This window comes from Natronorubrum daqingense, from assembly GCF_001971705.1.
In the GTDB taxonomy this organism is placed as follows: domain Archaea; phylum Halobacteriota; class Halobacteria; order Halobacteriales; family Natrialbaceae; genus Natronorubrum; species Natronorubrum daqingense.
Map to the genome: position 1 here is coordinate 1,835,077 of NZ_CP019327.1, position 21,226 is coordinate 1,856,302.

At 63.1% G+C, this 21,226-nt stretch carries 20 protein-coding genes; 11 read left to right on the top strand and 9 right to left on the bottom strand.

Going from position 1 to position 21,226, the window contains the following annotated elements; translation table 11 throughout:
* Window positions 1-12: 12 nt before the first annotated feature.
* Window positions 13-1,386 (bottom strand): aspartate aminotransferase family protein, encoded by a 1,374-nt coding sequence (locus tag BB347_RS08970; protein WP_076580705.1) that lies wholly within the window; start codon window positions 1,384-1,386, stop codon window positions 13-15.
* A gap of 239 nt (window positions 1,387-1,625) precedes the next feature.
* On the opposite strand from BB347_RS08970, the gene BB347_RS08975 reads away from it, so the two are divergent.
* On the top strand, window positions 1,626-2,474 hold the full coding sequence (locus BB347_RS08975) for a proline dehydrogenase family protein (protein WP_076580706.1): 849 nt from the start codon (window positions 1,626-1,628) through the stop codon (window positions 2,472-2,474).
* Between the two features lie 39 nt (window positions 2,475-2,513).
* Window positions 2,514-3,254: a DUF502 domain-containing protein gene (locus BB347_RS08980; protein WP_076580708.1), complete on the top strand. Its 741-nt coding sequence runs from the start codon at window positions 2,514-2,516 to the stop codon at window positions 3,252-3,254.
* 8 nt (window positions 3,255-3,262) lie between these two features.
* Here BB347_RS08980 and BB347_RS08985 read toward each other — a convergent pair whose 3' ends face one another.
* The 3 genes from BB347_RS08985 to BB347_RS08995 form a co-directional block, all read right to left on the bottom strand.
* On the bottom strand, window positions 3,263-4,453 hold the full coding sequence (locus BB347_RS08985; protein WP_076580710.1) for a threonine synthase: 1,191 nt from the start codon (window positions 4,451-4,453) through the stop codon (window positions 3,263-3,265).
* A gap of 158 nt (window positions 4,454-4,611) precedes the next feature.
* On the bottom strand, window positions 4,612-4,788 hold the full coding sequence (locus BB347_RS08990; RefSeq protein ID WP_076580712.1) for a 50S ribosomal protein L37e: 177 nt from the start codon (window positions 4,786-4,788) through the stop codon (window positions 4,612-4,614).
* Window positions 4,785-5,012 (bottom strand): LSM domain-containing protein, encoded by a 228-nt coding sequence (locus BB347_RS08995; protein WP_076580714.1) that lies wholly within the window; start codon window positions 5,010-5,012, stop codon window positions 4,785-4,787. The genes BB347_RS08990 and BB347_RS08995 overlap by 4 nt, the downstream gene beginning before the upstream one ends.
* Window positions 5,013-5,231: 219 nt before the next feature.
* Between BB347_RS08995 and BB347_RS09000 the strand changes: the two genes are divergently transcribed.
* Together BB347_RS09000 and BB347_RS09005 are read left to right on the top strand one after the other, a co-directional pair.
* Window positions 5,232-5,546, top strand: coding sequence for a hypothetical protein (locus tag BB347_RS09000; RefSeq protein ID WP_076580716.1), 315 nt, complete (start codon window positions 5,232-5,234; stop codon window positions 5,544-5,546).
* A 67-nt stretch (window positions 5,547-5,613) separates the two neighbouring features.
* Complete coding sequence (locus BB347_RS09005; protein WP_076580718.1) at window positions 5,614-6,576, top strand: zinc-dependent metalloprotease; 963 nt, start codon at window positions 5,614-5,616, stop codon at window positions 6,574-6,576.
* Window positions 6,577-7,129: 553 nt separating this feature from the next.
* Here the strand turns inward: BB347_RS09005 and BB347_RS09010 are convergent.
* The gene (locus BB347_RS09010; RefSeq protein WP_076580721.1) at window positions 7,130-7,420 is read right to left on the bottom strand and encodes a hypothetical protein; all 291 of its coding nucleotides are present in this window, start codon (window positions 7,418-7,420) and stop codon (window positions 7,130-7,132) included.
* Window positions 7,417-7,818 carry an AtzH-like domain-containing protein gene (locus BB347_RS09015; RefSeq protein WP_076580723.1) on the bottom strand — a complete coding sequence of 134 codons (402 nt, stop codon included), beginning with the start codon at window positions 7,816-7,818 and terminating at the stop codon, window positions 7,417-7,419. The genes BB347_RS09010 and BB347_RS09015 overlap by 4 nt, the downstream gene beginning before the upstream one ends.
* A 220-nt stretch (window positions 7,819-8,038) precedes the next feature.
* Between BB347_RS09015 and BB347_RS09020 the strand changes: the two genes are divergently transcribed.
* Window positions 8,039-8,854 (top strand): SRPBCC family protein, encoded by an 816-nt coding sequence (locus tag BB347_RS09020; protein ID WP_076580725.1) that lies wholly within the window; start codon window positions 8,039-8,041, stop codon window positions 8,852-8,854.
* Window positions 8,855-8,935: 81 nt separating this feature from the next.
* Here the strand turns inward: BB347_RS09020 and BB347_RS09025 are convergent, their stop codons facing one another.
* Window positions 8,936-9,487: a hypothetical protein gene (locus BB347_RS09025; RefSeq protein ID WP_076580727.1), complete on the bottom strand. Its 552-nt coding sequence runs from the start codon at window positions 9,485-9,487 to the stop codon at window positions 8,936-8,938.
* 289 nt (window positions 9,488-9,776) lie between these two features.
* Between BB347_RS09025 and BB347_RS09030 the strand changes: the two genes are divergently transcribed.
* On the top strand, window positions 9,777-10,040 hold the full coding sequence (locus tag BB347_RS09030; protein ID WP_076581684.1) for a hypothetical protein: 264 nt from the start codon (window positions 9,777-9,779) through the stop codon (window positions 10,038-10,040).
* 18 nt (window positions 10,041-10,058) lie between these two features.
* On the opposite strand, the gene BB347_RS09035 is transcribed toward BB347_RS09030, so the two are convergent.
* On the bottom strand, window positions 10,059-10,655 hold the full coding sequence (locus tag BB347_RS09035) for an SPW repeat domain-containing protein (RefSeq protein WP_076580729.1): 597 nt from the start codon (window positions 10,653-10,655) through the stop codon (window positions 10,059-10,061).
* A gap of 636 nt (window positions 10,656-11,291) precedes the next feature.
* On the opposite strand from BB347_RS09035, the gene BB347_RS09040 reads away from it, so the two are divergent.
* The 5 genes from BB347_RS09040 (at window position 11,292) to BB347_RS09060 (ending at window position 19,281) form a co-directional block, all read left to right on the top strand.
* Window positions 11,292-13,220, top strand: a complete 1,929-nt coding sequence (locus BB347_RS09040; RefSeq protein ID WP_076580731.1) for an asparagine synthase-related protein — start codon at window positions 11,292-11,294, stop codon at window positions 13,218-13,220.
* Window positions 13,213-14,412 carry a carboxylate--amine ligase gene (locus tag BB347_RS09045; RefSeq protein WP_076580733.1) on the top strand — a complete coding sequence of 400 codons (1,200 nt, stop codon included), beginning with the start codon at window positions 13,213-13,215 and terminating at the stop codon, window positions 14,410-14,412. The genes BB347_RS09040 and BB347_RS09045 overlap by 8 nt, the downstream gene beginning before the upstream one ends.
* Before the next feature lie 58 nt (window positions 14,413-14,470).
* Window positions 14,471-17,236 (top strand): AAA domain-containing protein, encoded by a 2,766-nt coding sequence (locus BB347_RS09050; RefSeq protein ID WP_076580735.1) that lies wholly within the window; start codon window positions 14,471-14,473, stop codon window positions 17,234-17,236.
* 64 nt (window positions 17,237-17,300) lie between these two features.
* Window positions 17,301-18,200 carry a hypothetical protein gene (locus BB347_RS09055; protein WP_076580737.1) on the top strand — a complete coding sequence of 300 codons (900 nt, stop codon included), beginning with the start codon at window positions 17,301-17,303 and terminating at the stop codon, window positions 18,198-18,200.
* A 139-nt stretch (window positions 18,201-18,339) separates the two neighbouring features.
* Window positions 18,340-19,281, top strand: coding sequence for a phosphatase PAP2 family protein (locus BB347_RS09060; RefSeq protein WP_083687733.1), 942 nt, complete (start codon window positions 18,340-18,342; stop codon window positions 19,279-19,281).
* Here the strand turns inward: BB347_RS09060 and BB347_RS09065 are convergent.
* Complete coding sequence (locus BB347_RS09065) at window positions 19,278-21,197, bottom strand: ATP-binding protein (protein WP_076580739.1); 1,920 nt, start codon at window positions 21,195-21,197, stop codon at window positions 19,278-19,280. The genes BB347_RS09060 and BB347_RS09065 overlap by 4 nt on opposite strands.
* Window positions 21,198-21,226: the final 29 nt, after the last annotated feature.

Consider the following 21,226-nt stretch of genomic DNA (forward strand, 5'->3'; position numbering starts at 1 on the left):
TCGGGTCAGTGCTCAGGTTTCAGCCTCGACGGCGTGATCGATCGCCTCGACGACGACGTCCAGGGCTGTCTCCGCCAGATCGCGGGTGAGCACGAGCGGCGGGATGATTCGCAGGATGTTGCCGTGGCGGCCGGCCGTCCAGACGAGGACGCCGTGTTCGAAACAGTACTGTTGAATCGCGTCGACGAGGTCGTCGCCCGGATTACCGTCGCTGTCGACGAACTCGGCACCGATGAACAGCCCCTTGCCCCGCACGTCCGCGAGGTGGTAGGTCTCGTCTGCGGCCTCGAGCAGTCGATCTTGAATGTACTCGCCGAGGTCTCGAGCGTGCGCGAGCAGGTCGTGTTCCTGGATGTACTCGATGGCGCGGGTTCCGGCGCGCATGCCGACGACGTGGCCGCGATAGGTTCCGGCGTGGTCGCCCGACCCCCAGGTGTCGAGTTCTTCCTTGTACATCGTCGCCGAGAGCGGGAAGCCGACGCCGCCCAGCGCTTTCGCGGAGGTCATCGCGTCGGGCGTCACGCCCTCCCAGTCGCTGGCCCACCACTCGCCGGTGCGCCCGAGGCCGGTTTGAATCTCGTCGAAGACGAGCGTCACGTCGTTGTCGTCGGCGAGGTCACGAAGCCCTTGCAGGAATCCCTCCGGGGGCGTGACGATGCCGCCTTCTCCCTGAATCGGTTCGACGATGATTCCGGCCGGGTTCGCGAGGCCGCCGTAGGGGTCCTCGAGAATGGCCTGGACCTCCTCGAGGGCGTGATCGACCGACGCCTCGGGCGAGCGTCCCTCTCGGAACGGGTAGGGGTAGGGCGCGTGGACCACGTCGGAGAGCAACGGCGTGTAGTGACCCTTGAACTTCTTGTTCGACGTGACGCTCATCGCGCCGGTCGTCGCGCCGTGATACGACCCGCGGAAGGCGATGAGGCCGTCGCCATCGGAGTTGTACTTCGAGAGCTTGATCGACGCCTCGATGGCGTCGCTGCCCGTTGGGCCACCGAAAACCACGCGGTTGTTCCCCTGCAACCCGGCGGGCGCGATTTCGTCGAGTTTCTCGATCAACTCGAGTCGCGCGTCGGTCGGGAAATCGACCGTGTGGACGAACTTGTCGGCTTGCTCGTGGACGGCCTCGAGCACGTAGGGGTTCGAGTGGCCGACGTTGAGCACGCCGATCCCGGCGAAGAGGTCGATGTAGGTGTTGCCGTCGGCGTCGCGAACGGTCGCCCCTTTGCCCTCCTCGAAGGCGATCGGAATGTCGTTCGGATAGGCGACCGCGCTACTGTCGATATTTTCCTGTTTCTCGAGTAGCGCCTGCGTGTTCGGTCCCGGGACGCTGTCGACGTTCGGTGCGTCGTCGAAGTGAATCTCGTCTATCGGCGGTCCTGCCGTCATACGTGATCCGAGGTGAAACAGGCACTAATAATTTGTCCACAATATCCATGAAGTGTGTATACGGATTTTGATTACAGGTTTGAACTCGAGTGCGGGGGGACCGAGAGAACGCCTCGTTGACGAACGTCTAAAACGGATGTCGATGAAGTGGGATTCTGTGTCGAATGTAGGCGCTGATGAACAGATCAATACACGAGACGGAACAAAATTCCTTATAATCAGCGACCGAAGGGACGGGTATGATCCCGCCGATCGCGAATCGGTTCGTCGCCGGGGAGTCCCCCGCGACGGTCCTCGAGCACGTGCGACGGCTCGACGACCGAAACGTCCGCGCTATCGTCAACCTGCTCGGGGAACATTACGACGACCGCGCGGACGTCCGCGCCGACGCTGCGACGTATCGCACGCTAATCGAAGACATCGCTCGGGCCAATCTCGAGGCCTGTCTCTCCGTCAAGCCGACCCAACTCGGTCTCGACCTCGGCGAGGACGTCTTTCGAGAGGAACTCGAGGGCCTCGTAGAGGCGGCCGTCGAACACGGCGTTTTCGTCTGGGTCGACATGGAAGACCACACGACGACCGATGCGACACTTGACGCGTTCGAATCGCTCGCGGACGAGTACGGCGACGACGAGAATCCCCGCCTCGGCGTCTGCGTCCAGGCGAACCTGAAACGCACCCGCGAGGACGTAGAACGCCTCGCCGACGTTCCGGGCAAGGTCCGCTTCGTCAAAGGAGCCTACGACGAACCAACGGACGTCGCCTATCAGGATTCAACGCGGGTCAACGAGGAGTACAGACGGTTGCTCGAGTACGCCTTCGAGCACTTCGACGGCGGAATTGCGGTCGGTAGTCACGATCCGGCGATGATCGATTACGCGATTTCGCTCCACGAGGAGTACGGGACCGAGTTCGAACTGCAGATGCTCATGGGCGTTCGCGAAGACGCGCAGGAAGCGCTCGCCCGGGAGTATCCCGTCTATCAGTACGTTCCCTTCGGCGATCGGTGGTCGTCGTACTTCTATCGACGGGTCACGGAGCGGAAGGAAAACCTCTGGTTCGCCCTCCGGGCCATTGTCGGGCGCTAAAGGGAAGGGCTCATTAGCCCTTGGTGTGAGTCTGCGTACATGGCTTCGTGGAAGCGGGATTTCGCGAGTGGGCTGATCGTCCTCGGCCCGATTCTCGTCACCCTCTACGTTATTTACTGGCTCTACGGCTTCATCGCCGGGATCACACCCGGACTCATCCTCGAGGCGGAGGCCCTCGAACCACTAATCCCCGGTGACTCCGGACAGGCCCAGCAGTCACGCGAGGAACTCGCACGGTTCCTTCGCGTCGTCGTCGCGTTGACCGTCTTCACCATCCTCACCTTTTCCGTCGGCTACCTCATGCGAACCGCCGTCGGCGGCCTCTTCGAACGGGTCGTCGACAACGTCGCGAACCGCGTCCCCGTTATGCGAGTCGTCTACAACGCCTCGAAAATGGCCGCCGAAACCGCCTTCGGCGAGCAGGAATCCCTCCAGACGCCCGTCAAACTCGAGACGTGGAACGGGCTGCGAATGACGGCGTTCAAAACCGGCAAGACGACCGACGACGGCCGCGAAGTGTTGTTCTTACCGACCTCGCCGAACATCACCACTGGGTTCGTCATCGAAGTCGAATCCGATCGCATCACCGTCCTCGAGGAAGACGTCGAAGACGCCCTTACACGCGTCCTGAGCGCCGGATTCGGCGACGCGAACCGAACGCGGGGCATGGAAGCCGGCGTCTCCATCGACGTCGTCGACGAGACGAACGTCGACTCCTTCGAGGAATCGACGCGACGCGAATTCGACCGAGAGCCGACCGATAACGCTGACGACGACTGACCGCAGAATTAGATTCCCTGACTCATCAGGTGACTGCGCAACACGTCGCCTTCTTTGTTCCCGGCAGTCGTGTTCACGATGACGACCGTCTCGTCGCCGTCGAACGCGCCGTTTTCGGCGAGTTGCCAGACGCCAGCGGCCGCCGTGGCTGGACTCGGTGCCATTTCGAGACCCTCGTGAGCGGCGACCTGCACGCCGGCCTCGAGAATATCCGTGTCGTCGACGGTGACGCCACCGCCGTCGGTCGCCGCGAGCGCCTCGAGTACGCGGGAACTCGCCGGGGGATCGGCGATCTCGAGTTCGCCGCAGATAGTGTCCGGGGTCTCGACCGGCTCGTGGGTTTCGCGATCGTTCTCGCTGGCTTCGACGATGGGTGCACAGCCCGCCGGTTGGGCGGCGTAGAGACCCGGGAGTTCGTCGACGAGGCCGAGTTCGCGGAGTTCGGTGGCGGCTTTGTACGCCCCCGCGAGACCGAGGCCGAGCCCGGTCGGATAACAGACGACGTCGGGGACCGACCACTCGAGCTGCTCGACGAGTTCGTACAGCGTCGTCTTTGCGCCTTCGTGACGGTAGGGGTTGTCGAACGCCTGGAGAGAGTGCCAGTCGTCGTGTTCCCCACAGGCCTCCTCGAAGGCACCGACGGCGTCGTCGTAGCGGCCACCGACGACGTTCATGTCGCCGCCGTGGACGTTGATCATCGCCTTGTTCGAGAAACTCGAGCGCGAGGGGACGTAGGTGTGTGACTCGAGGCCGGCCCGTCCGGCGTAGGCGGCGGCCGACTGTCCGCCGTTGCCCGTCGAGGCGAGTGCGACGTCGTTCGCGTCGCGACCAGCGCCAGCAGTGACGGCGAGCGATTGGCCGCGATCCGTCGTCGATCCCGTCGGGTTTCGACCCTCGTCTTTGAGGTAGACGGATTCGACGCCCAGTTCGTCCGCGAGGGACGGACAGGGAACGAGCGCGGTCGCCCCTTCGTTCATCGTCACCGCGGACGAACGCGAGAACGGGAGCAGTTCTTCGTACCGCCACTGGGTGTCGAACGGTCGGGAAGCGAAGGTCTCGCGACTCACGTTGATGGCGTCGTAGTCGTAGGTCGGATCGAGTGACCCGCCGCAGTCGGGACACGCCTGCACGTCGGGGCCGTCGTGGATCGATCCACACTCGAGACACTCGAGGCCGAGAAATGCGTCCGTCAGTTCCATACTCGAGTGTTCGCGGCGCTGAACAAATGGGTGTTCATCGACGGAAGAGCGGTGGTCACCGGCGGGCGCGGGCGAGTACCGACGTGAAAACCATCGTCGTCACTCGAATTCGTCGAAAGCAGGAGATGAAGACCGCCAAACGCGTTAGTCCGTCGTCCTTAGTGGTCGCCGGTCTTCGACTGCCACTCGTACTCGCGGCGTTTGGCCGATTTGCCAAAGCCACACGACGAGCAGACCTTCTTCTTGGTGTGATACGATTTCTCTCCGCAGCGACGGCACTTCGTGTGTGTCGTCTTGTTCTTCTTTCCTTGGCTCGGGGTTCCTGCACCAGTCATGGAGTGATCGAAACGACGTTATCGCCGCGTATAATGGTTGTGTCTTCGGCCGGCGACGTCTCGCCGGTGTCGCCCTCGAGCGGGATTGTTACGTCCTCGAGGACGAGATTCATGTGTTGATCGTAGCCGGCGAGGTCGCCGACGTACTCGTCGCCACTCTTGAGTCGTACCGTCACACGGTCGCCGAGCGACGCCTCGAGGACGTCAAGCGGTCGTCCACTCATATAACAGAGCGCAGGTGATGGACACTTAATCGTACCGGTCCTGCGTCCGCAACGACCGGTTTGGACGGCGATGATCGCTCGGTTTCGCCAATAAATAGCACACCGATAGTGGCAACCGTCCGTCATGAGATCGTCGATTCCACGACCGAATGCCGACTGCGTCGCTCCGGCTATACACCCAACCCAACGGCTAAGTGCCCGCTCGTTGACCCCCTGCTCATGGGAGAGAAGAAATTTACCCTCATCGAGTTGCATCTTGACGGAGACACCCAGTTCGGACTCGGAACGATTGACGGCGCCCTTCCGTTCGCCTCGAGTGGTGACGACACCGAAACGGAGTCGGAGTACGAGGCTGGCGAGGCCACAGACGAAGCTTCGGACGCAGAATCGGAAGACGGCTCGGGCGGAAAAGCCGTCGGCGCACTCGTCGCCCTCGTCGTCCTCGTCGCGGCGGGCGTCGCCGCCAAGAAGTTCCGCGGTGACGACGAGCCAGAACTCGAGGAGGAAGAACAGCCGGACGTTATCGTCAACTGACCCAATCTAACGCGAATCGACCCGCTCGGCCGAACGCTTTTGCGCGTGCTTCCCGTATCCGGTATTCGTGAACCTCTATCGTAGCGCCCGGGCCGTTGCCGGGGCATCCGGCGATGACGTCATCGATTGGGAGTCGGCCGCCGACGCCGCCAAGGCGGTGACCGACCCCGGCTCGCTCGAGCTCGAGGCGGGCGAGCGCGAGGCCTACGCTCGCGACGTGCGAGAGGCGCGAGACGCCGTGCGAACGGTGGCGAACGTCGAGTTCGACGTTCCCGACACCGTCGAGATCCAGAACCGCCACCACTGGATCGACGCCAATATCGCGACCTTCGAACGCGTGATGGAGACGCTCGAGCAGCAAGTTCCCCCCGGCACGTTTCCCGGCGTCGCCCGAACGATCAATACGGGCACGATGACCGTGCTTCTCGCTTTCCTCGGCCGGAACGTCCTCGGCCAGTACGACCCCCTCCTCCTTGCGGAGACGCCCGAAGACGACCACGCGCTGTACTTCGTCAGGCCGAACATTCTAAGCGCCGCCGACAAACTGAACGTCGACCCGGACCGATTCCGCCGCTGGATCGCCTTCCACGAAGTGACCCACGCCGCGGAGTTCGGGGCCGCCCCGTGGCTCTCCGATCACCTCGAGTCGCGGATGGAAGCCGGCATCGCGACGCTCACGGAGGGCTCGTTCGACCGCGCCGCGTTCCGCGATCTCGACGCCGCAATGACGGTCGTCGAGGGCTACGCGGAACTGCTGATGGATCACGCCTTCGACGACGAGTACGCGGATCTACGCCGGAAACTCGACGCACGACGGCAGGGTCGGGGGCCGCTTCAGCAGCTGTTCCGTCGATTGCTCGGGCTCGGCCTCAAAGAGCGACAGTACGAGCGTGGCAAGAACTTCTTCGAGACGGTCGTCGAGAGCGCCGACCTCGAGACGGCGAGCGTCGTCTGGGAGGGCCCGGCACAGTTGCCGACGCAAGACGAACTCGACGATCCGACGCTGTGGCTGCAGCGCGTCGATCGGTGAGACAGTCGTTTCGATATCGCTCCGTCTCTCCTCGTTTCGATTGTAGCAGTAGATAGTAGCACGACCTCTTTAGTCAGGAGTTCGCCTGAACCTGAATTAGGAAGTTCGATAACCGTGTGCGAATCGAACACGAGCATTCGCGCGAACGAGCGGTCCGAAGGACCCGGTAGTGAGCGCGATTCGCCGGTCGAGCGAAGCGAGACCGGCTTTTTGGCATGAACGGGTTTTCGTCGAGCGGTGCGCCAAGCGCACCCGAGACGAAAAGAGGTTCGTCTATACTGACCGCGAGTTTCACGGGGTACTCTGAATGACGGAACCGACTTAGCAACTACTGTGAGGGGTGTTTCGGCGACGTTGCAGACTCGTCCAGTTCGATCGCTTGCTCGCGATAGCGATGGGCGAGCGCCGAGACGAGGAGCAGACTCGAGACGAGCAGTGCCCAGCCGAAGCCGCTGACTCCCGCGAGCGGAGCGATTCCTAGCCAGGCGAGTACGACGAAGGTCAGTCAGCTATCGATCGGCCGACTGCACACTCCACTCGAGATGACGTTCGATTAGTCGAAAATCGTCTGTAGATACCACACCAGCGCGGCCCCGGCGACGAGTCCGATGATCGTCGCCAATCCGATAGCGCGCGCGGATGCGCCTCCCTGGAGCGCCATCGTGGCACTCGAGAATCCGACGAGCAGGACGAACGCGCCCTTGAGTCGATCGGAGAGTTGCGTCTCTGAACTGGCACAGGCGCGGTCGTACTCGGCTGGGTCCGGCCGATGATCGTCGCCGCCGTCAGATGCATCTGAACTCCCCTCAGTAGCGGACTCGAGTCCGTCTGCGTCGGGCCTCATACGGTGTCGGCCGTGCTAACGTGCATCGTTTCGAACAGCCACTCCGGTCTCCCTCCCGACTCCACCGAAGGCTGGTGGACGAGCGATCCGCTCCAGCGCGTTTCGAATCGCCGGCGTTCACCACTTTCCGTGTCCGTCCAGGCCATCGTCACCTCGTCTGCGAACGTCGCCGTATCCGTGTGGGTCGTAACCACGAGGTGGCCGCTCTCGACGGACCACTCCGCGGTCGTCTCGGTTTGATTTCGGAGCGCTTCGCCCACTTCGTCGGAGCCGAACAACGCCTCGCTGATACCGAATTTGACGGTCGATTTGTCCCCCTCGAAGTACGCTTCGAGTGGGTCGCCGGTTCGAAGGGCCTCGTAGTAGTCGCGGATGACGGCCGTCGGTTCGTCGCTCATGGTGGGAATGTCGGCCTGTGGCCGCAAATGCCCACCGGACGCGTACGCAGGTCGTCCCTGTCCGACGGTTTGCTCCCCGACCTCACGGCGAGCGTTGCACGTGCAGCCCATACATCCAATGAGCGAGTGCACCGGAGTATACGCATACCACGCCGACGCGACGCAGTGATGCACTCCCGGCGTTTCCCACAGCCACACTCCCCAGCGGCCACTTCGAACGATGACATCCCAAACGAACACGCAGACGGACGCCCACTCGAGGAGCGACGACCGACCAGCAACCGGAACGAACCGAGGACTCGGCCGACGAGAGCGCATCGCGAGCGCGACAGCGGGCGGCGCGCTCCTCTGGCACGGCCTCACGCGACGTTCGCTCACCGGCGCGCTCACGACTGGCGCTGGCGGATTTCTGCTCTATCGCGCCGCGACCGGGCGCAGTCGTCCGTCGCGAAGCCTCGAGCGCGAAGGAGAATCCGCACCCGTTCACCCGGAGACGACACCGACGCACGACGAGCGGACGGCCGACTCGAGGGCTCGCGAACCGACCGTCGAACGCTCGATCACGGTCGGGAAACCGGCCGAGGAACTCGAGTCCTACTGGCGAGATCCCGAGCACCTGTCCCGGATCGTCGGCACGTTCGCGGAGGTGTCTCAACCGGACGACGAGGACGGTGATCGACACCGCTGGCAGGTCGACGCCCCCTTCGGTCGCCGCTTCGAGTGGGACTCCCGACTCGTCGACGAACAGCCGGGGAGTCGACTGACCTGGCAATCGCTCTCGGGCGCACCGATCCCCTACGAAGCGACGGTTCGCTTTCGGTCGGCACCCGACGACCGAGGGACTGAGGTCTCCCTCGAGGTTCGGTACGACCCGCCGGGAGGCCAACTCGGAAACGCCGTGATGCAGCGACTCGGCGTCGTCCCCGAATCGCTCGTCGGCACGTCGCTCCGGCGGTTCAAAACGCTCGCAGAAACGGGAGATTTGCCCTCCCTCGAGACCAATCCATCGGGTCGGGGCACGGGAGACCTGATGTAATCGCGGGAGACCTGACGTAACCGCAAGAATCCTCGTGTAAACACAGAGGGCCCGGCGTAACCGCAGGAGGCCCGGTGGGGCTCACATGAAGCCGCGGTCGACCTCGTCGGTCTCGATGAGGTCGTCGAGTTCCGCGTTCAGCAATTCGTCGGCCTCCTCGAAGCGGTCGCCGAGTTCCTCGAGTTCGTCCGGACGGTCGTACTGATCGTACGCCATCGGCCCGAACGCCGGGCTCTCGAGGGCGTCCATGACGTCGTCGAAGAGGTCCTGTGGCCGCGTCGGGGCGTCCGCGTGGGTCTCGAGGACGGTCTCGAGGCGTTTCGAAACCGTCTCCGCGTGAGACTCGTCTTCGGGGGGTGACTGGACGGCGAAGCGGCCACCCGCGTCCTCCCGCGGGAGGAACGAGCCGATTTCGTCGTCGAGGCTTCGAGCGACTCGCGTTCCGACGCCCCGAACCTGGTAGGGATTCTTCGCGTACGTTTTGAGGAAGAAGACGCCGGCTCGAGGGTGTGCGAGATACATGTCTTCGCCGACGCCGCCGGCTCGGTCGCCCGCGACCGCCCGCCAGTGTTCGGCGTCGACGTCTCGGTCCGTGACGTCCGCAAGCACGTCTTTCCACTCGCGAATCCGCATAGGCGGCAGTAGTATCCCGGCGCGAATGAACGTATCGATACCGACGAACGACGCGGTCGACGGGGGAGGGAAACCGTTTCAGCCCCCATTCCGTCGTGTCGAAACTGTTTCACGAACGTAGTGTGGCGTGTCGGAACCGTTTCACACCGTTTCGTCGAATAGGCGAGTCGCATACGGTACCCGTGTCGACGAGGTGAACGCCCTCCCCAGCGCGACGTTGCAACCGACGCTTTCGAACCAAAAGGGATACATCGACGCTCTTCCCAGCACGGATAACCGACGATTGACCATGTCCACCAGGCGATCATTCACGCTCGTCGAACTATTCTGGGATACGCCAGCTCAAAGCTCACTTCTCGCACTCGGACCGCTGGCCCTCGCACTCGGCCAACTCGGCAATAGCTACGTCAACGGCGTCTCCCCGACCGTCTCGCTCGCCTTCGCCGTCGTTATGATCGCCTTCGCCGTCACCGCGCTCGGACACCACGCCGCCGAGTACCGCCGTCAACGACTCGAGGCCGAACTCGAGTCGGTACGTCGCTCAACGCCGTAAGTTCGGTTCGGGGGCTGCTCAGGCCCGCGGAGACTCGGATTCGGTCGCAACACGTCGGGCGTCACGGGCGTCGTAGGCGTTGTACCCGGCTAACGCGGCGATGAGCACACCGGAGCCGAGCGTGCTCCAGAACGGACTTTCGGTTAGCCCGAGTCCGACCGGCATCTCGAGGAGTGCGGGCGAGACGATCAGCCAGATGCCGAGCAACGCGACGAGTCCCGAGATGCCGACGCTGAGGGGAATATCGTTGACGATGCGGTAGTAATTGTACGTGCCGGCGAGGAAGACGACGCTTCCGACGAGCACGTTGTTCCAGAACGACGCTGCCGACACGTCGTAGATGACGATTACCGAGAGAGCGACCCAGACACCGATGGCGGCGACGAGAGCGCTGATGACCGAAACCTTGCGTCGTCGTTCTTCGTTCGCGATTTGGGTCGTCTCGTCGCGCGGGTCGCGACCGGTATCGTCACGGTCGCCGACGCCCGTTCCCGAGTCGGTGTCGGAGGGAGACGGCGGCTGCTCGGGACCAGCAGTCTCGTCCCGGTGATCCGGTTCCGAACCGGCGTCTGCTGTCGGTCGAGAATCACCGTCGTCCCGATTCGAGTCACTCATGACGGGTACCAACTTGCGGCATGCGTGCAAAAACGTCGGCGACTGTTACGGTTCCCGTCGCCTCCCGTCTCGAGTAATCACGAATTGTTCGGCGAGTGAAACTGAGTAATGGCGCTCAATCGACGCCGGCGGACCGACGAGAACGGAGCCACCGAACGTCAGCCGTTCGAACGAGTGCCAGCGATGTCTGAGAAGCGACGAACCTCGTGTGTGAATACTATCACTCGAGGGTTCCCGACGTGCGTAAATTAGCATAAAATCAGAGCAATTCGTCGGACAGATACTCTCCCCCATATAACATACAGATGCATAGACAGTTTTGTGGCGTACAATCGTCGACTCGTTTCGCGCTCGTTAGCCACATTTCCGTGTCGGGAACGGCAGTTATCATTCTCACGGAGAAAATCCGGGATTCGCACACGTTTCGAGGCTCAGGAATTGTCGCGGGGATTGCGCAGTTGCGAGAACACTCGTTTTGACTAAATTCACCGCGTTCGACGATCACTCGAGTGCTATCGAACGTATAATAATTGGTTGCTCGCACTTTCATCGAGTCATGATGGTGCTCCCACAGAGAACGTCTGTGAAAGGGATCGACCGAACACGTCCGTCCTTCCTCGGGTGGAGGTGAGTGAAATGGGGAACACTCACGGGGTGGTATGCGTCGACGGATCGTCACCAGCAGGCCTTCTCGAGGAGTGGCTCTCGTCCGACGCGGGCGTCCACTACGAGACAGAAGACGTCGCAATCACGACCGCGCCACAGGGGTGTCGGACGGCCAATCGATCCGTCGCAACCGGAACTGGCGACGACGCGATTCGATGCTGGGTGATCGGCGACATCTACGGATACGACCGATCCGCCGCTGGGCACAACCTCGGGGGGTACGTGACTCGCCCCGAAGACGTGACGCCCGCGGAGTTTTTGGTTTCACACTACGACCGCCACGGGTTCGACTCGTTGAGCGGGTTAAATGGGAACTTCACAGCGATCGTCTACGACGAAGCGCGTCGAGAACTCGCGCTCTGTACCGACCGGTTCGGGACGGTTCCACTCTATTGGACCCAATTGACCGACGGGACGTTCGTGTTCTCGAGTAACATCCAGTTTCTGCCCTTCCATCCGGACGTCGAGACCGAGTTCGACGCGCCGTACCTCCACGAGTACCTCGCCTTCCGGCGAACGTTCGGCGTGAAAACGCCGTTTACGGGCATCGAAAAACTCGAGCCGGGAACGGTGACGACGGTTTCGCTCGAAGACGGCTCGATGCGAACCGACCAGTACTGGCGGCCGCGCTATCGGCCGCGCGACGAATCCGTCGAGTGGTTCGTCGACGAACTCGCCAGCCGATTCCAGACGGTCGTCGACGAGTGGACGCGCGACAACCGCGACTACGGCGTGTTGCTCTCGGGTGGCAGCGACTCGCGACTCGTCCTGGCTGCCCTCGACGACGCGACGGCGTTTCACATGAACGACTGGATGAACCGTGAAGCGCAGGTCGCCGAACGGGTCGCCCTCGAGGCGGACATCGAATTCGAACTCCTCGAGCGCGGCGCCGAGTATCGCATCGCCTCGCTCGAGCGAAACCGGTGTGCGGGCTCGTTCAACGGCTGGTTCACCCAGCCCTACACGAGCGGGTTCGACACCGAGTTGACCGGTCGGGTCGATGGATTGCTCTCCGGGCTGTACGCCGATTCCCTCTTCGGCAACTACGGCATTCCGTCACCGGAGGTCTCTCTCGGTCCGTTGGGATCGATGACGATCCCAACCGAGCGATCGGTCGAGACCATTGACGACTACATCGACCTATTACTCGAGGACGCCCACGACGGCCACCGAATGCCGACAGACCTTCGCTCGGTGCTCGAGGCGAACATCTACCGGGATGGCGAGACGGTCGTCCACCACGGCGTCACCTACGACTCGCTCGAGGAACTCGTCTACTACGGCAACTGCTACCCGCTGTCGAACGACGACGACATGCGCTTTCACACTGGCCTTCGGCGAACGCTTCCCTACCGGTCGCCGTTCCTCGACAATCGGTTGCTCGACCTCTCGCTGTCGGTGCCGATTCGCTACCGTCTCCGCCGGGACCTCGTCGGGCGAGCGACCGAGCGCCTCGATCCGTCGCTGGCGACGATTCCGCACGCGAGTACCGGCATGGCACTCTCTCAGCCGTTCGCGAAGTCGTACGTCGGCGAACACCTGCGTGCGTTCTACCAGAAACACGTCTCTCGTCAGTCGCCGCCGGCTCCCTACCTGACGAACGGGCCGTGGCTGGACGACGCCGAATTGCTTCGCTCGTTCGACTTCGCGGGCGACGTCCTCGAGTCGAACGACGACCTGCTCGAGGAACTTCCCGGTCTCGATCCACACTCGGTCTCCGACCTCTATCACGCCCATCAGCGGGGTGAAGAGCGCGTCGGCGAACTCTACACGCTGTTAACCGTGCTGACGATGCCCGTTACGGAACACGTCCTCGAAACTCAGACGAGTGATCGAACAGACGATGTCCACGATCAGTGCGGGCGCTGTCTCAAACCCGAGGTGGTCTCCGTTGCGTAACGACCGCCCCGCCGTCGTCGTCACCGCCTCGCGCTACCCACACGGGTACGCGTCGATCAGGTCGCTCTCCGCGACGGGCGTTCACACCATCGCCGCGGTCGACGACGAATCGCTGAGCGTCACCGCCTCCCGCCACTGCGACGAGTCGGTGCTCGTTCCGCCGCCGAGTGACATCGCGGCGTACAAAGACGCCCTCCTGGGGCTCGCGGCTCGACCGGACGTTCGGACGATCGTCCCGCACCGACCCCACGATCCCTACATCCTCTCGAAGTACGCCGAGGAGTTCGAGCGCCACGTCGACGTCGTCGTTCCCGACCTCGAGAAACTCCGGAACGTTCACGATCGAAAGCGACTCGCGGACGCTGCGGCCCGGGCGGGAGTAGCGATCCCGGACACGAAACTGCTCGGCGACGTCGAGGACTGGCGCGGCGACCGAATCGTCAAATCTCGCTACAACCTGCTCACCGACGAGTACCTCGACGACTTCTCGTTCGCGGACTCGAAAATCGCCAAATCGGTCGAGCACGTCTCGGCCGGCGAAGAACCGGACGTCGACGCGCTTCGCCAAAAGATGCACCACGAACCGATCGTCCAGGAGTACGTCGAGGGCGAGGAGTACCTCTTCGGCGCCCTCTACGACCGCGGCGAAGCGGTCGCCACGTTCCAGCACGAACAGCTTCGCGGCGACTCCTACACCGGCAGCGGCGGCGTCTTCAGGAAATCAGTCGATATTCCGGCCCTCGAGGAGGCGGGTCTGGCGATCCTCGACGAACTCGAGTGGCACGGCCTCGCCTGTATCGAGTACGTCCGAGACGCGGAGACGGGCGAGTTCTCCATCGTCGAGATCAACCCGCGGATGTGGCAGTCGCTCGCGTGTGCGACCCGCGCCGGTGCCGACTTCCCCGCGTGGTACTGGGACGTGGCCCTCGGTCGCCAAGATTTGATCGAGCCAGGCTACGAGACCGGCGTCGGCACCCACTACCTCTACGGCGAACTCGAGCACCTCGTGAGCGTCGTCCGCGAGGACTCCCCGCTGGTCGAACGACCCTCGCTCTCGGATCGGGCGAGCGAGATCCTGCAATCGTGCTACGAGGTGCCGAACTTCGATTACCTCCACCTGGACGACCCGGCCCCGGTCGTTCGACAGGTCCGCAGCGAACTCGAGGGAACGGTGCGAAGACGCCTCGATTGACATCCTCCTCGCGGCCCGACCGATAGCGTTTTTGATGGCTCGGCCGTGACGAACACTCGTGTACGTACGCGGAACCGTCGCGGGCGAGGTCGAAGTCAGGACGGTATCGACGAGCTACGGCGAGAGCGACCTCGCCGAAGTGCCCCTCCGACTCGAGGACGACGACTCTGAATCCGAAGACGCGAGCGACCAGCAACCCGAGTACGAGACGACGACGGTGACGCTGTGGAACAAGTGGACCGAGTCGGCCAAGTACGTCGAACCCGGGATGGAACTCCTCGTCACGAACGCGAAAGAAGAGGAGTACCAAGGCGAGACCCGGTACGCGACGACCGGGGACTCCTACGTCGTCGTCGAGCCGACCTTTCTGGTGAACGTGACGGCGATCCGCAACTGGGTCGAGTGCCCCCGACTCTACTACCTGAACAAACTCTCGGGCGTTCCGCTCAACTACCCCGTCGTGAAAGGGACCCTCGTCCACGAGGTCTTCGGCGACCTTCTCCGGGGACGGGACCTCGAGGAGTCCATCGACGCCCGCGTCGAGGAACGCGGCCTCGAACTCGGCTTGCTCGGCGAGACGGCCGAGGGGGTTGCCGAGGACGTTCGCGAGAACGCAAGCGCCATCGAGGGCTGGCTCGAGCAGGGTCGTCTCACCGAGGACGATACTGAGACGACGACGGACGACGACTCGACGCAGTTCTCGCCCGCGGAGAGTAGCTGGCGCTCCGAGCAACTGCTCATCAGCGAGACGTTCGGCATCCGCGGGCGCGCTGACGCCGTTCGGCGGGGCTCGCCGGTCGAACTCAAGACGGGCAAGAACCTGAAGAAAGAACCCCGGTTCAAGGACAAGGTCCAGGCCGCCTGCTACGCGCTCATGCTCGAGGAACACGGCGGGAGCGTGGACACGGGAACCTTGCTCTACACCAAGAACTCCGCGCTCGACCGAAACGAGGAGACCGGCGACCTCACTCCCGCGAAGGACTTCTCGATGGGCGACGGCCTCCTGAAGTTCGTCGTCCGGTTGCGCAACGAACTCGCGGCGATGGAGATCAAAGGCGACGTGCCGACGGGCTACGAGGGCTCGGCGAAGTGCGAGTACTGTTTCGAGCAGGACACCTGCATGGTCGTCTCCGGGCGACTCGATCAGGAGTCCAAAGCCGGCCAGATCGGCCAGCCGATTCCCGCGGACGAACGCGAGTACTTCGAGCGCTTTTACCGCGCAATCGAGGAAGAACGACGGGAGGTCCACCACGAGTACGCCAAACTCTGGGAGCAAGACGCCCAAGAACGGGCCGACGACGACCGTGCGCTGATCGACCTCGAGTTCGTGGAGAAGCGCCCGCTCGAGGAAGGTCGCTGGGAACTGCGAGCGAAGCGGACGAGCGGGGCGAACTCGAAAATCCGAGAGGGCGACTTCGTCCTCGCGAGCGACGGCCACCCGGTTCGCGGAAACTCGGAACTCGCGACTATCGAGCGACTCGACGACGAAGTCGTCCTCACGGCCGACGAACCCGTCGAAGTCACGCGACTCGACGTCTACCCCTCCGAACTCACCACCGACCGACTGCTCGCGGCGATGCACGACGCGCTCTTGAAGGGATCCGATCGCCGCAAGGACATCCTGTTCGGGCGGGCCGACCCGGAGTTCGACACCGTCTCCGAGACCTTCATCGACAACAACGCCGCCCAGAACGAGGCCGTCACGAAGGCCGTCGGCGCGAACGACTGTGCGCTGATCCACGGGCCGCCGGGCACCGGGAAAACCTACACCATCGCCCGCGCCATCCGCGCGATGGTCGAACGCGGCGAGCGCGTCCTGCTCTCGGCGTTCACGAATCGGGCGGTCGACAACGCGCTGGAGGCGCTGCTCGAGCAACTCGAGGAACACGGCGAGATCGACGCGGATCGTGTCGTTCGCGTCGGCAGCGAGAGCGGCGTCCGAGAGGACATGCAGCCATACCGACTCGAGCGAGCGGGAGAGCCGGAAGACCGGGTCGAAACGCTCCAGAACGCGCAGGTCGTCGCCGCGACGACGGCGACCTGTGGCTCCCGGGTAATGAAAGAGCAGGCGTTCGACGTCGCGCTGGTCGACGAGGCGGCCCAGTTGACGGAGCCGGGAACCTGCGCGGCGATCAACCTCGCCGAGCGGTTCGTCCTCGTCGGCGACCACGAGCAGTTGCCACCCGTCGTGAGAGCCGAAAACGACCTCACCGAGTCGCTGTTCGAACGACTCGTCAACTGCCATCCGGACGCCGGCGTGATGCTCGACCGGCAGTACCGGATGAACCAGCGAATTCAGGCGTTCGCCTCGAGGGAGTTCTACGACGGAAAGCTTCGCCCTGCCGAACCCGCAGTCGCCGGCCGAACCCTGGACGACCTCGAAGACGTTTCTCGAGACGCCCTCCCCGAGAACCTGCAGGACTCCGTCGCGTTCGTCGACGTCGAGGGCGATTCCAGCCAGTACACCGACAGCGAGGAAGCCGCCCGAATCGCCGACCTGATCGAGACCTACGAGGCTGCGGGGGTCGAGCGAGACGATATCGGCGTCATCGCCCCCTTCCGCGCACAGGTGTCCGAAATCTCTTCGCACGTTCCCGACGACGTCACCGTCGACACCGTCGACCGGTTCCAGGGCTCGAGTCAGGAGGTCATCATCGTCTCGTTCACCGCGACCGGCACGCTCGAGGGACCGATTTTCGAGGACTACCGCCGGATCAACGTCGCGCTGACGCGACCGAAACGGGCGCTCGTGCTCGTCGGCGATTCGAACGCGCTCGCGACCGATCCGGTCTACGCTCGATTGCTCGAGTGGGCGAACGCGTGAACGCGACCAGCAGATCGTATCAATATTCGAAACTTTCAATTTTCCGTGGTTGTATCCTCGAACAATGAGCGAACAGACGAGACGACGCCTCCTACTCGCAGCCGGATCTGCGACGGTCGGGACGCTCGCGGGCTGTCTCGACGAATTATCCGGTTCGGGTGACGACGGCGAGTCCGGGAGCGACGATACCGACTCAGGTAATGGCGACTCCGAACTAGCTGGTGCCGTCACCGACGACGGGACGGTCGACTATCCGGCGTTCGTCGACGGCGATATCACCGTTGACGAAGACGAGCACCGAATCGAGTATCCTGATCCCGACGTCGAGTTCGTCCTCGAGGTCGAGTTGTCTGGTGAAGAAGACGTCTCCATTACCCGCGAGTTAGATACCGACGCGCGTGCCGTCTACGTCGCACCGGCGTACGACGACGGGTTTACCCACCACGTCTTCGCGAACGAGGCGTTCGTGGCGGACGAAGCGTGGAACGCGTTTACGTCCGAAGACGGCGAGGAAATCGACGAGAGGTCGTTCTCGTTCGACGAACTCGAGGAGGGTATCTTCCACGATACCATCTCACTGTCGACAGCGAATGAGAGAGCGATCGTCGCTGATGCCGACCTCGAGAGGGTCGAGCGCGGCGAGGACGACGTAACGGCAGTCGGTATCGGCGAATCTCTCGGTGGGGAGAACGAAGCGAGCACGCCGGAAGTCAGTTTCGAGAGTTTCCACGAGAGCGACGGGGATGGGACGTATACCGTCGAATTCCGCCACGTGGTTGGGGACGAACTCGAGACAGACTCGCTCACCGCTATCGTCGACGGCGACACGCACGACGATTCGTTCGAGACGGATTCGATAACGGTCGGCGACGTCGTCACCATCGAAGACGTTCCCGAGGGAGAAACGCTGTCGCTCGTGTTCGACGGCGAAACCGTGATCGCCGAGATAGCAGTCGGCGACTGACCGCGACGGCCGTCCACAGCTTCGTGTGTCGAGTTCCATCTCTTCGCGTAGCGGCCGCCCACGCTCTCGCCGTCCGTGACGCCGTCACTCACCCGACGTGACCTAGATATATGTATCTCGAGCGACCAGTCCTCACGTAATGCGTCTCGAGGACGAGAGTGCGCTGATCCGCGAGGAGGTTCCATCGTCGTACGCGGATCTCGTCGTCGCGATCACCGAACTCGGGAGCCCGGTTCCGTTAATGATCGTCCTCGCCATCGTGTTCTGGTGGGGCAACCGTCGTCGGAGCGCACTCGTCATCAGCTACGGCGTCGCCGGCCTCGGCTTCATCTTGACCCTCGAGACGGTACTCGGAATCCCTCGCCCGCCCGAAGATGTCATGCTCACCTCCCTCGAGGTCGAGGGATACGGCTTCCCGAGCGGGCACGCCTTCGCCTCGATGGTCGTCTACGGGGGCCTCGCCGCCGCCTACGACCGCCTGCGTGATCCGTGGATCGTCCTCGGCGTCGTCACGCTCGTCGTCGCCATCTCGCTTTCGCGGGTCGTGTTGGGCGTCCACTACCTCGGCGACGTGATCGTCGGTGCGATACTCGGCGTCGCCTTCATCGTCGCGATGAACCGAATCAGTCGCGGCATTCCGACGGTCGGCTTCGGCCTCGCCGTCGTCCTCTCGGCACCCGCCGTCTACGTCACCGACGCGAGCCCCTACGCCGTCCTCGCACTCGGCAGCGCCATCGGCGGCCTCCTCGCGACGTGCTGGATCGACCGACTGCCGCGGCTTCGCTCGCGACTCGAGGGCGTCACACTGGTCGCCGTCGGCGGTGGGGTCGCCATTGCCCTCTTGACCCTCGAATCGGTGGTGACGTTTACGCCGGGGCTCGTCGTCCTCTACGCGGCGCTCGTGGGCTGGATCGTCGTCGCACCCGCAGTCGTCGGTCGACTTTCGACGCTGCTTTTCGGGTCAACTCGAGGCGGCGTCGCTGACGGTCCCTGTGGCGCACGTTCGTCGAAGTCGCCACAGCGGATGGCTATCCCGAATCGTTTCGCTACAGCAGACGGTGTGTCGGCGGCCAGTTTTTAGCCGTCTGGGTCGACCGCAGGTAGGTTCACTGAAAACGTCGACCCCGAACCCTGTTCCGAGTCGACCCAGATATCTCCGTCGTGGCGCTCGACGATCCGACGGCAAATCGCCAGGCCGATACCGGTTCCAGGGTGCTCCTCGTGGCTGTGGAGGCGTTCGAACACTTCGAAGACGCGCTCTTGATCGTCGGGATCGATTCCGATTCCCTGATCGCGGACCGACACCCTCCACTTCTCCTCTATTCGCTGTGCAGTGACGTGGACGCGCGGTCGTTCCTCGCCGGCGTACGTCAACGCGTTCCCCACCAAATTCTGAAACACCTGGCGCAACTGACTGGCGTCCCCGGACACGCGGGGCAACTGCCCCGTCGTAATCTCGGCGTCCGTCTCCTCGATTTGCAAGGAGAGATCCTCGAGGACGTCGCCGAGTAAACACTCGAGGGCCACCGGTTCGAACGGATCGCCACGCGTTTCGACGCGGGAGTACTCGAGCAAGCCGTCGATCATCTCGCGCATGCGATCCGACCCGTCGATCGCGTACTCGATGAACTCCTCGCCGTCGTCGTCGAGTTCGTCCGCGTAGCGACGTTCGATGAGTTGGAGGTAACTCGAGATCATCCGTAACGGCTCTTGCAGGTCGTGAGAGGCCGCGTACGCGAACTGCTCGAGTCGCTCGTTCGAGGCCTCGAGTTCTCGTTCGCGCTCGCGACGCTCGGTGATGTCCCGAGCGATTCCGATCATGTACGGCCGGTCCAATTCGACGTGTGCGACGTTGACCTCCGCGGGGTACGTCGTCCCGTCTTTTCGGACGTGTTCTCCGGTAACCGTTATCGACCCCTCTGACTCGACGTCGTCGACGTGGGATTGCCAGTCGTCGATATCCTCGAATCGGTGTTCCATCTCCGGCACCGTCATCTCGAGGAGTTCGTCTCGATCGTAGCCGAGTCGTCGACAGGCCGTCTCGTTGGCGTCGAGGAATCGGGCCGACTGCGGATCGATGACGAGCAGGCTGTCGTTGGAGTAATCGAGAAGTGTCCGAAACAGTTCGCGCTCTCGCTCACGGCGCTTTCGCTCGGAGATGTCGCGAAAGTAGACGGAGACGCCGGTGTCTGAGGGGTAGACACGAATCTCGAACCACCGCTCGAGCGGCGCAGGATAGTAGCCCTCGAAGGAGACAGTCTCTTGCTCGTACATCGCCCGCTCGAAGTGTTCGTCGAACTGGCCGGCGATGGCGTCGGGGACGACCTCACACACCGACCGACCGACGAGCGTGCGACCGTCAGGATTGATCAACTGGTTGGCGCGGTCATTGAGGTAGGTGAACGTCCACGATTCGTCGATTGCGAGAAATCCGTCCGAGATGCGCCCGTAACTCTCCTCGAGTTCGCGCCTCGTGTGTTCGGTTTCGATGGCCGTCCCGATGACGTTCGCGACGCTCTGGAGGAAGTTCGCGTCGTGTTCCGTGAACGCACACTGGTCGTCAGTGTACACACCGAGGACGCCCCACGGAGAGTCGACCGAGCCGATGATGACGCTCACGCCGGCGGAAACGTCGTGGTCGGCGAGCAACGCCGGTTCGGAAAATCGATCGTCAGCCTGCAAATCGTCGACGATAATCGGATGTTCGGAGAGCAGCGTATACCCCGCTTGCGAATCGACACCGGCGGGAATCCTCGAGCCGACGGTAAGATCGTCCCACCCGAGTCCACTGCGAAGCGCGAACGAGTCGTTTTCCGAGCGAAACTCCAAAATCTCCCCGTACTCCGTTCCGAGCGTCCCGGTCACTGCACGCAACGTTTCCGTTAATAATTGGTCGATGTCGCGCGTCTCGAGTGCCTGCTGTCCGAGTTCGGCGACGACTTCCTGCTGGCGAATGCGCGTGCGGCGTTCTGCAGTCGCGTCGGAAGTCGGATCCATTCTGCTCTGAATATACCCGAACAACGTGT

Bases quoted from the DNA above. Each gene is read 5' to 3' on its own strand.
- BB347_RS08970 (WP_076580705.1), bottom strand. From the start codon at position 1,386: ATGACGGCAGGACCGCCGATAGACGAGATTCACTTCGACGACGCACCG.
- BB347_RS09040 (WP_076580731.1), top strand. From the start codon at position 11,292: ATGGGGAACACTCACGGGGTGGTATGCGTCGACGGATCGTCACCAGCA.
- BB347_RS09060 (WP_083687733.1), top strand. From the start codon at position 18,340: ATGCGTCTCGAGGACGAGAGTGCGCTGATCCGCGAGGAGGTTCCATCG.
- BB347_RS08980 (WP_076580708.1), top strand. From the start codon at position 2,514: ATGGCTTCGTGGAAGCGGGATTTCGCGAGTGGGCTGATCGTCCTCGGC.
- BB347_RS09025 (WP_076580727.1), bottom strand. From the start codon at position 9,487: ATGCGGATTCGCGAGTGGAAAGACGTGCTTGCGGACGTCACGGACCGA.
- BB347_RS08990 (WP_076580712.1), bottom strand. From the start codon at position 4,788: ATGACTGGTGCAGGAACCCCGAGCCAAGGAAAGAAGAACAAGACGACA.
- BB347_RS09000 (WP_076580716.1), top strand. From the start codon at position 5,232: ATGGGAGAGAAGAAATTTACCCTCATCGAGTTGCATCTTGACGGAGAC.
- BB347_RS08995 (WP_076580714.1), bottom strand. From the start codon at position 5,012: ATGAGTGGACGACCGCTTGACGTCCTCGAGGCGTCGCTCGGCGACCGT.
- BB347_RS08985 (WP_076580710.1), bottom strand. From the start codon at position 4,453: ATGGAACTGACGGACGCATTTCTCGGCCTCGAGTGTCTCGAGTGTGGA.
- BB347_RS08975 (WP_076580706.1), top strand. From the start codon at position 1,626: ATGATCCCGCCGATCGCGAATCGGTTCGTCGCCGGGGAGTCCCCCGCG.
- BB347_RS09055 (WP_076580737.1), top strand. From the start codon at position 17,301: ATGAGCGAACAGACGAGACGACGCCTCCTACTCGCAGCCGGATCTGCG.
- BB347_RS09020 (WP_076580725.1), top strand. From the start codon at position 8,039: ATGACATCCCAAACGAACACGCAGACGGACGCCCACTCGAGGAGCGAC.
- BB347_RS09030 (WP_076581684.1), top strand. From the start codon at position 9,777: ATGTCCACCAGGCGATCATTCACGCTCGTCGAACTATTCTGGGATACG.
- BB347_RS09065 (WP_076580739.1), bottom strand. From the start codon at position 21,197: ATGGATCCGACTTCCGACGCGACTGCAGAACGCCGCACGCGCATTCGC.
- BB347_RS09015 (WP_076580723.1), bottom strand. From the start codon at position 7,818: ATGAGCGACGAACCGACGGCCGTCATCCGCGACTACTACGAGGCCCTT.
- BB347_RS09035 (WP_076580729.1), bottom strand. From the start codon at position 10,655: ATGAGTGACTCGAATCGGGACGACGGTGATTCTCGACCGACAGCAGAC.
- BB347_RS09010 (WP_076580721.1), bottom strand. From the start codon at position 7,420: ATGAGGCCCGACGCAGACGGACTCGAGTCCGCTACTGAGGGGAGTTCA.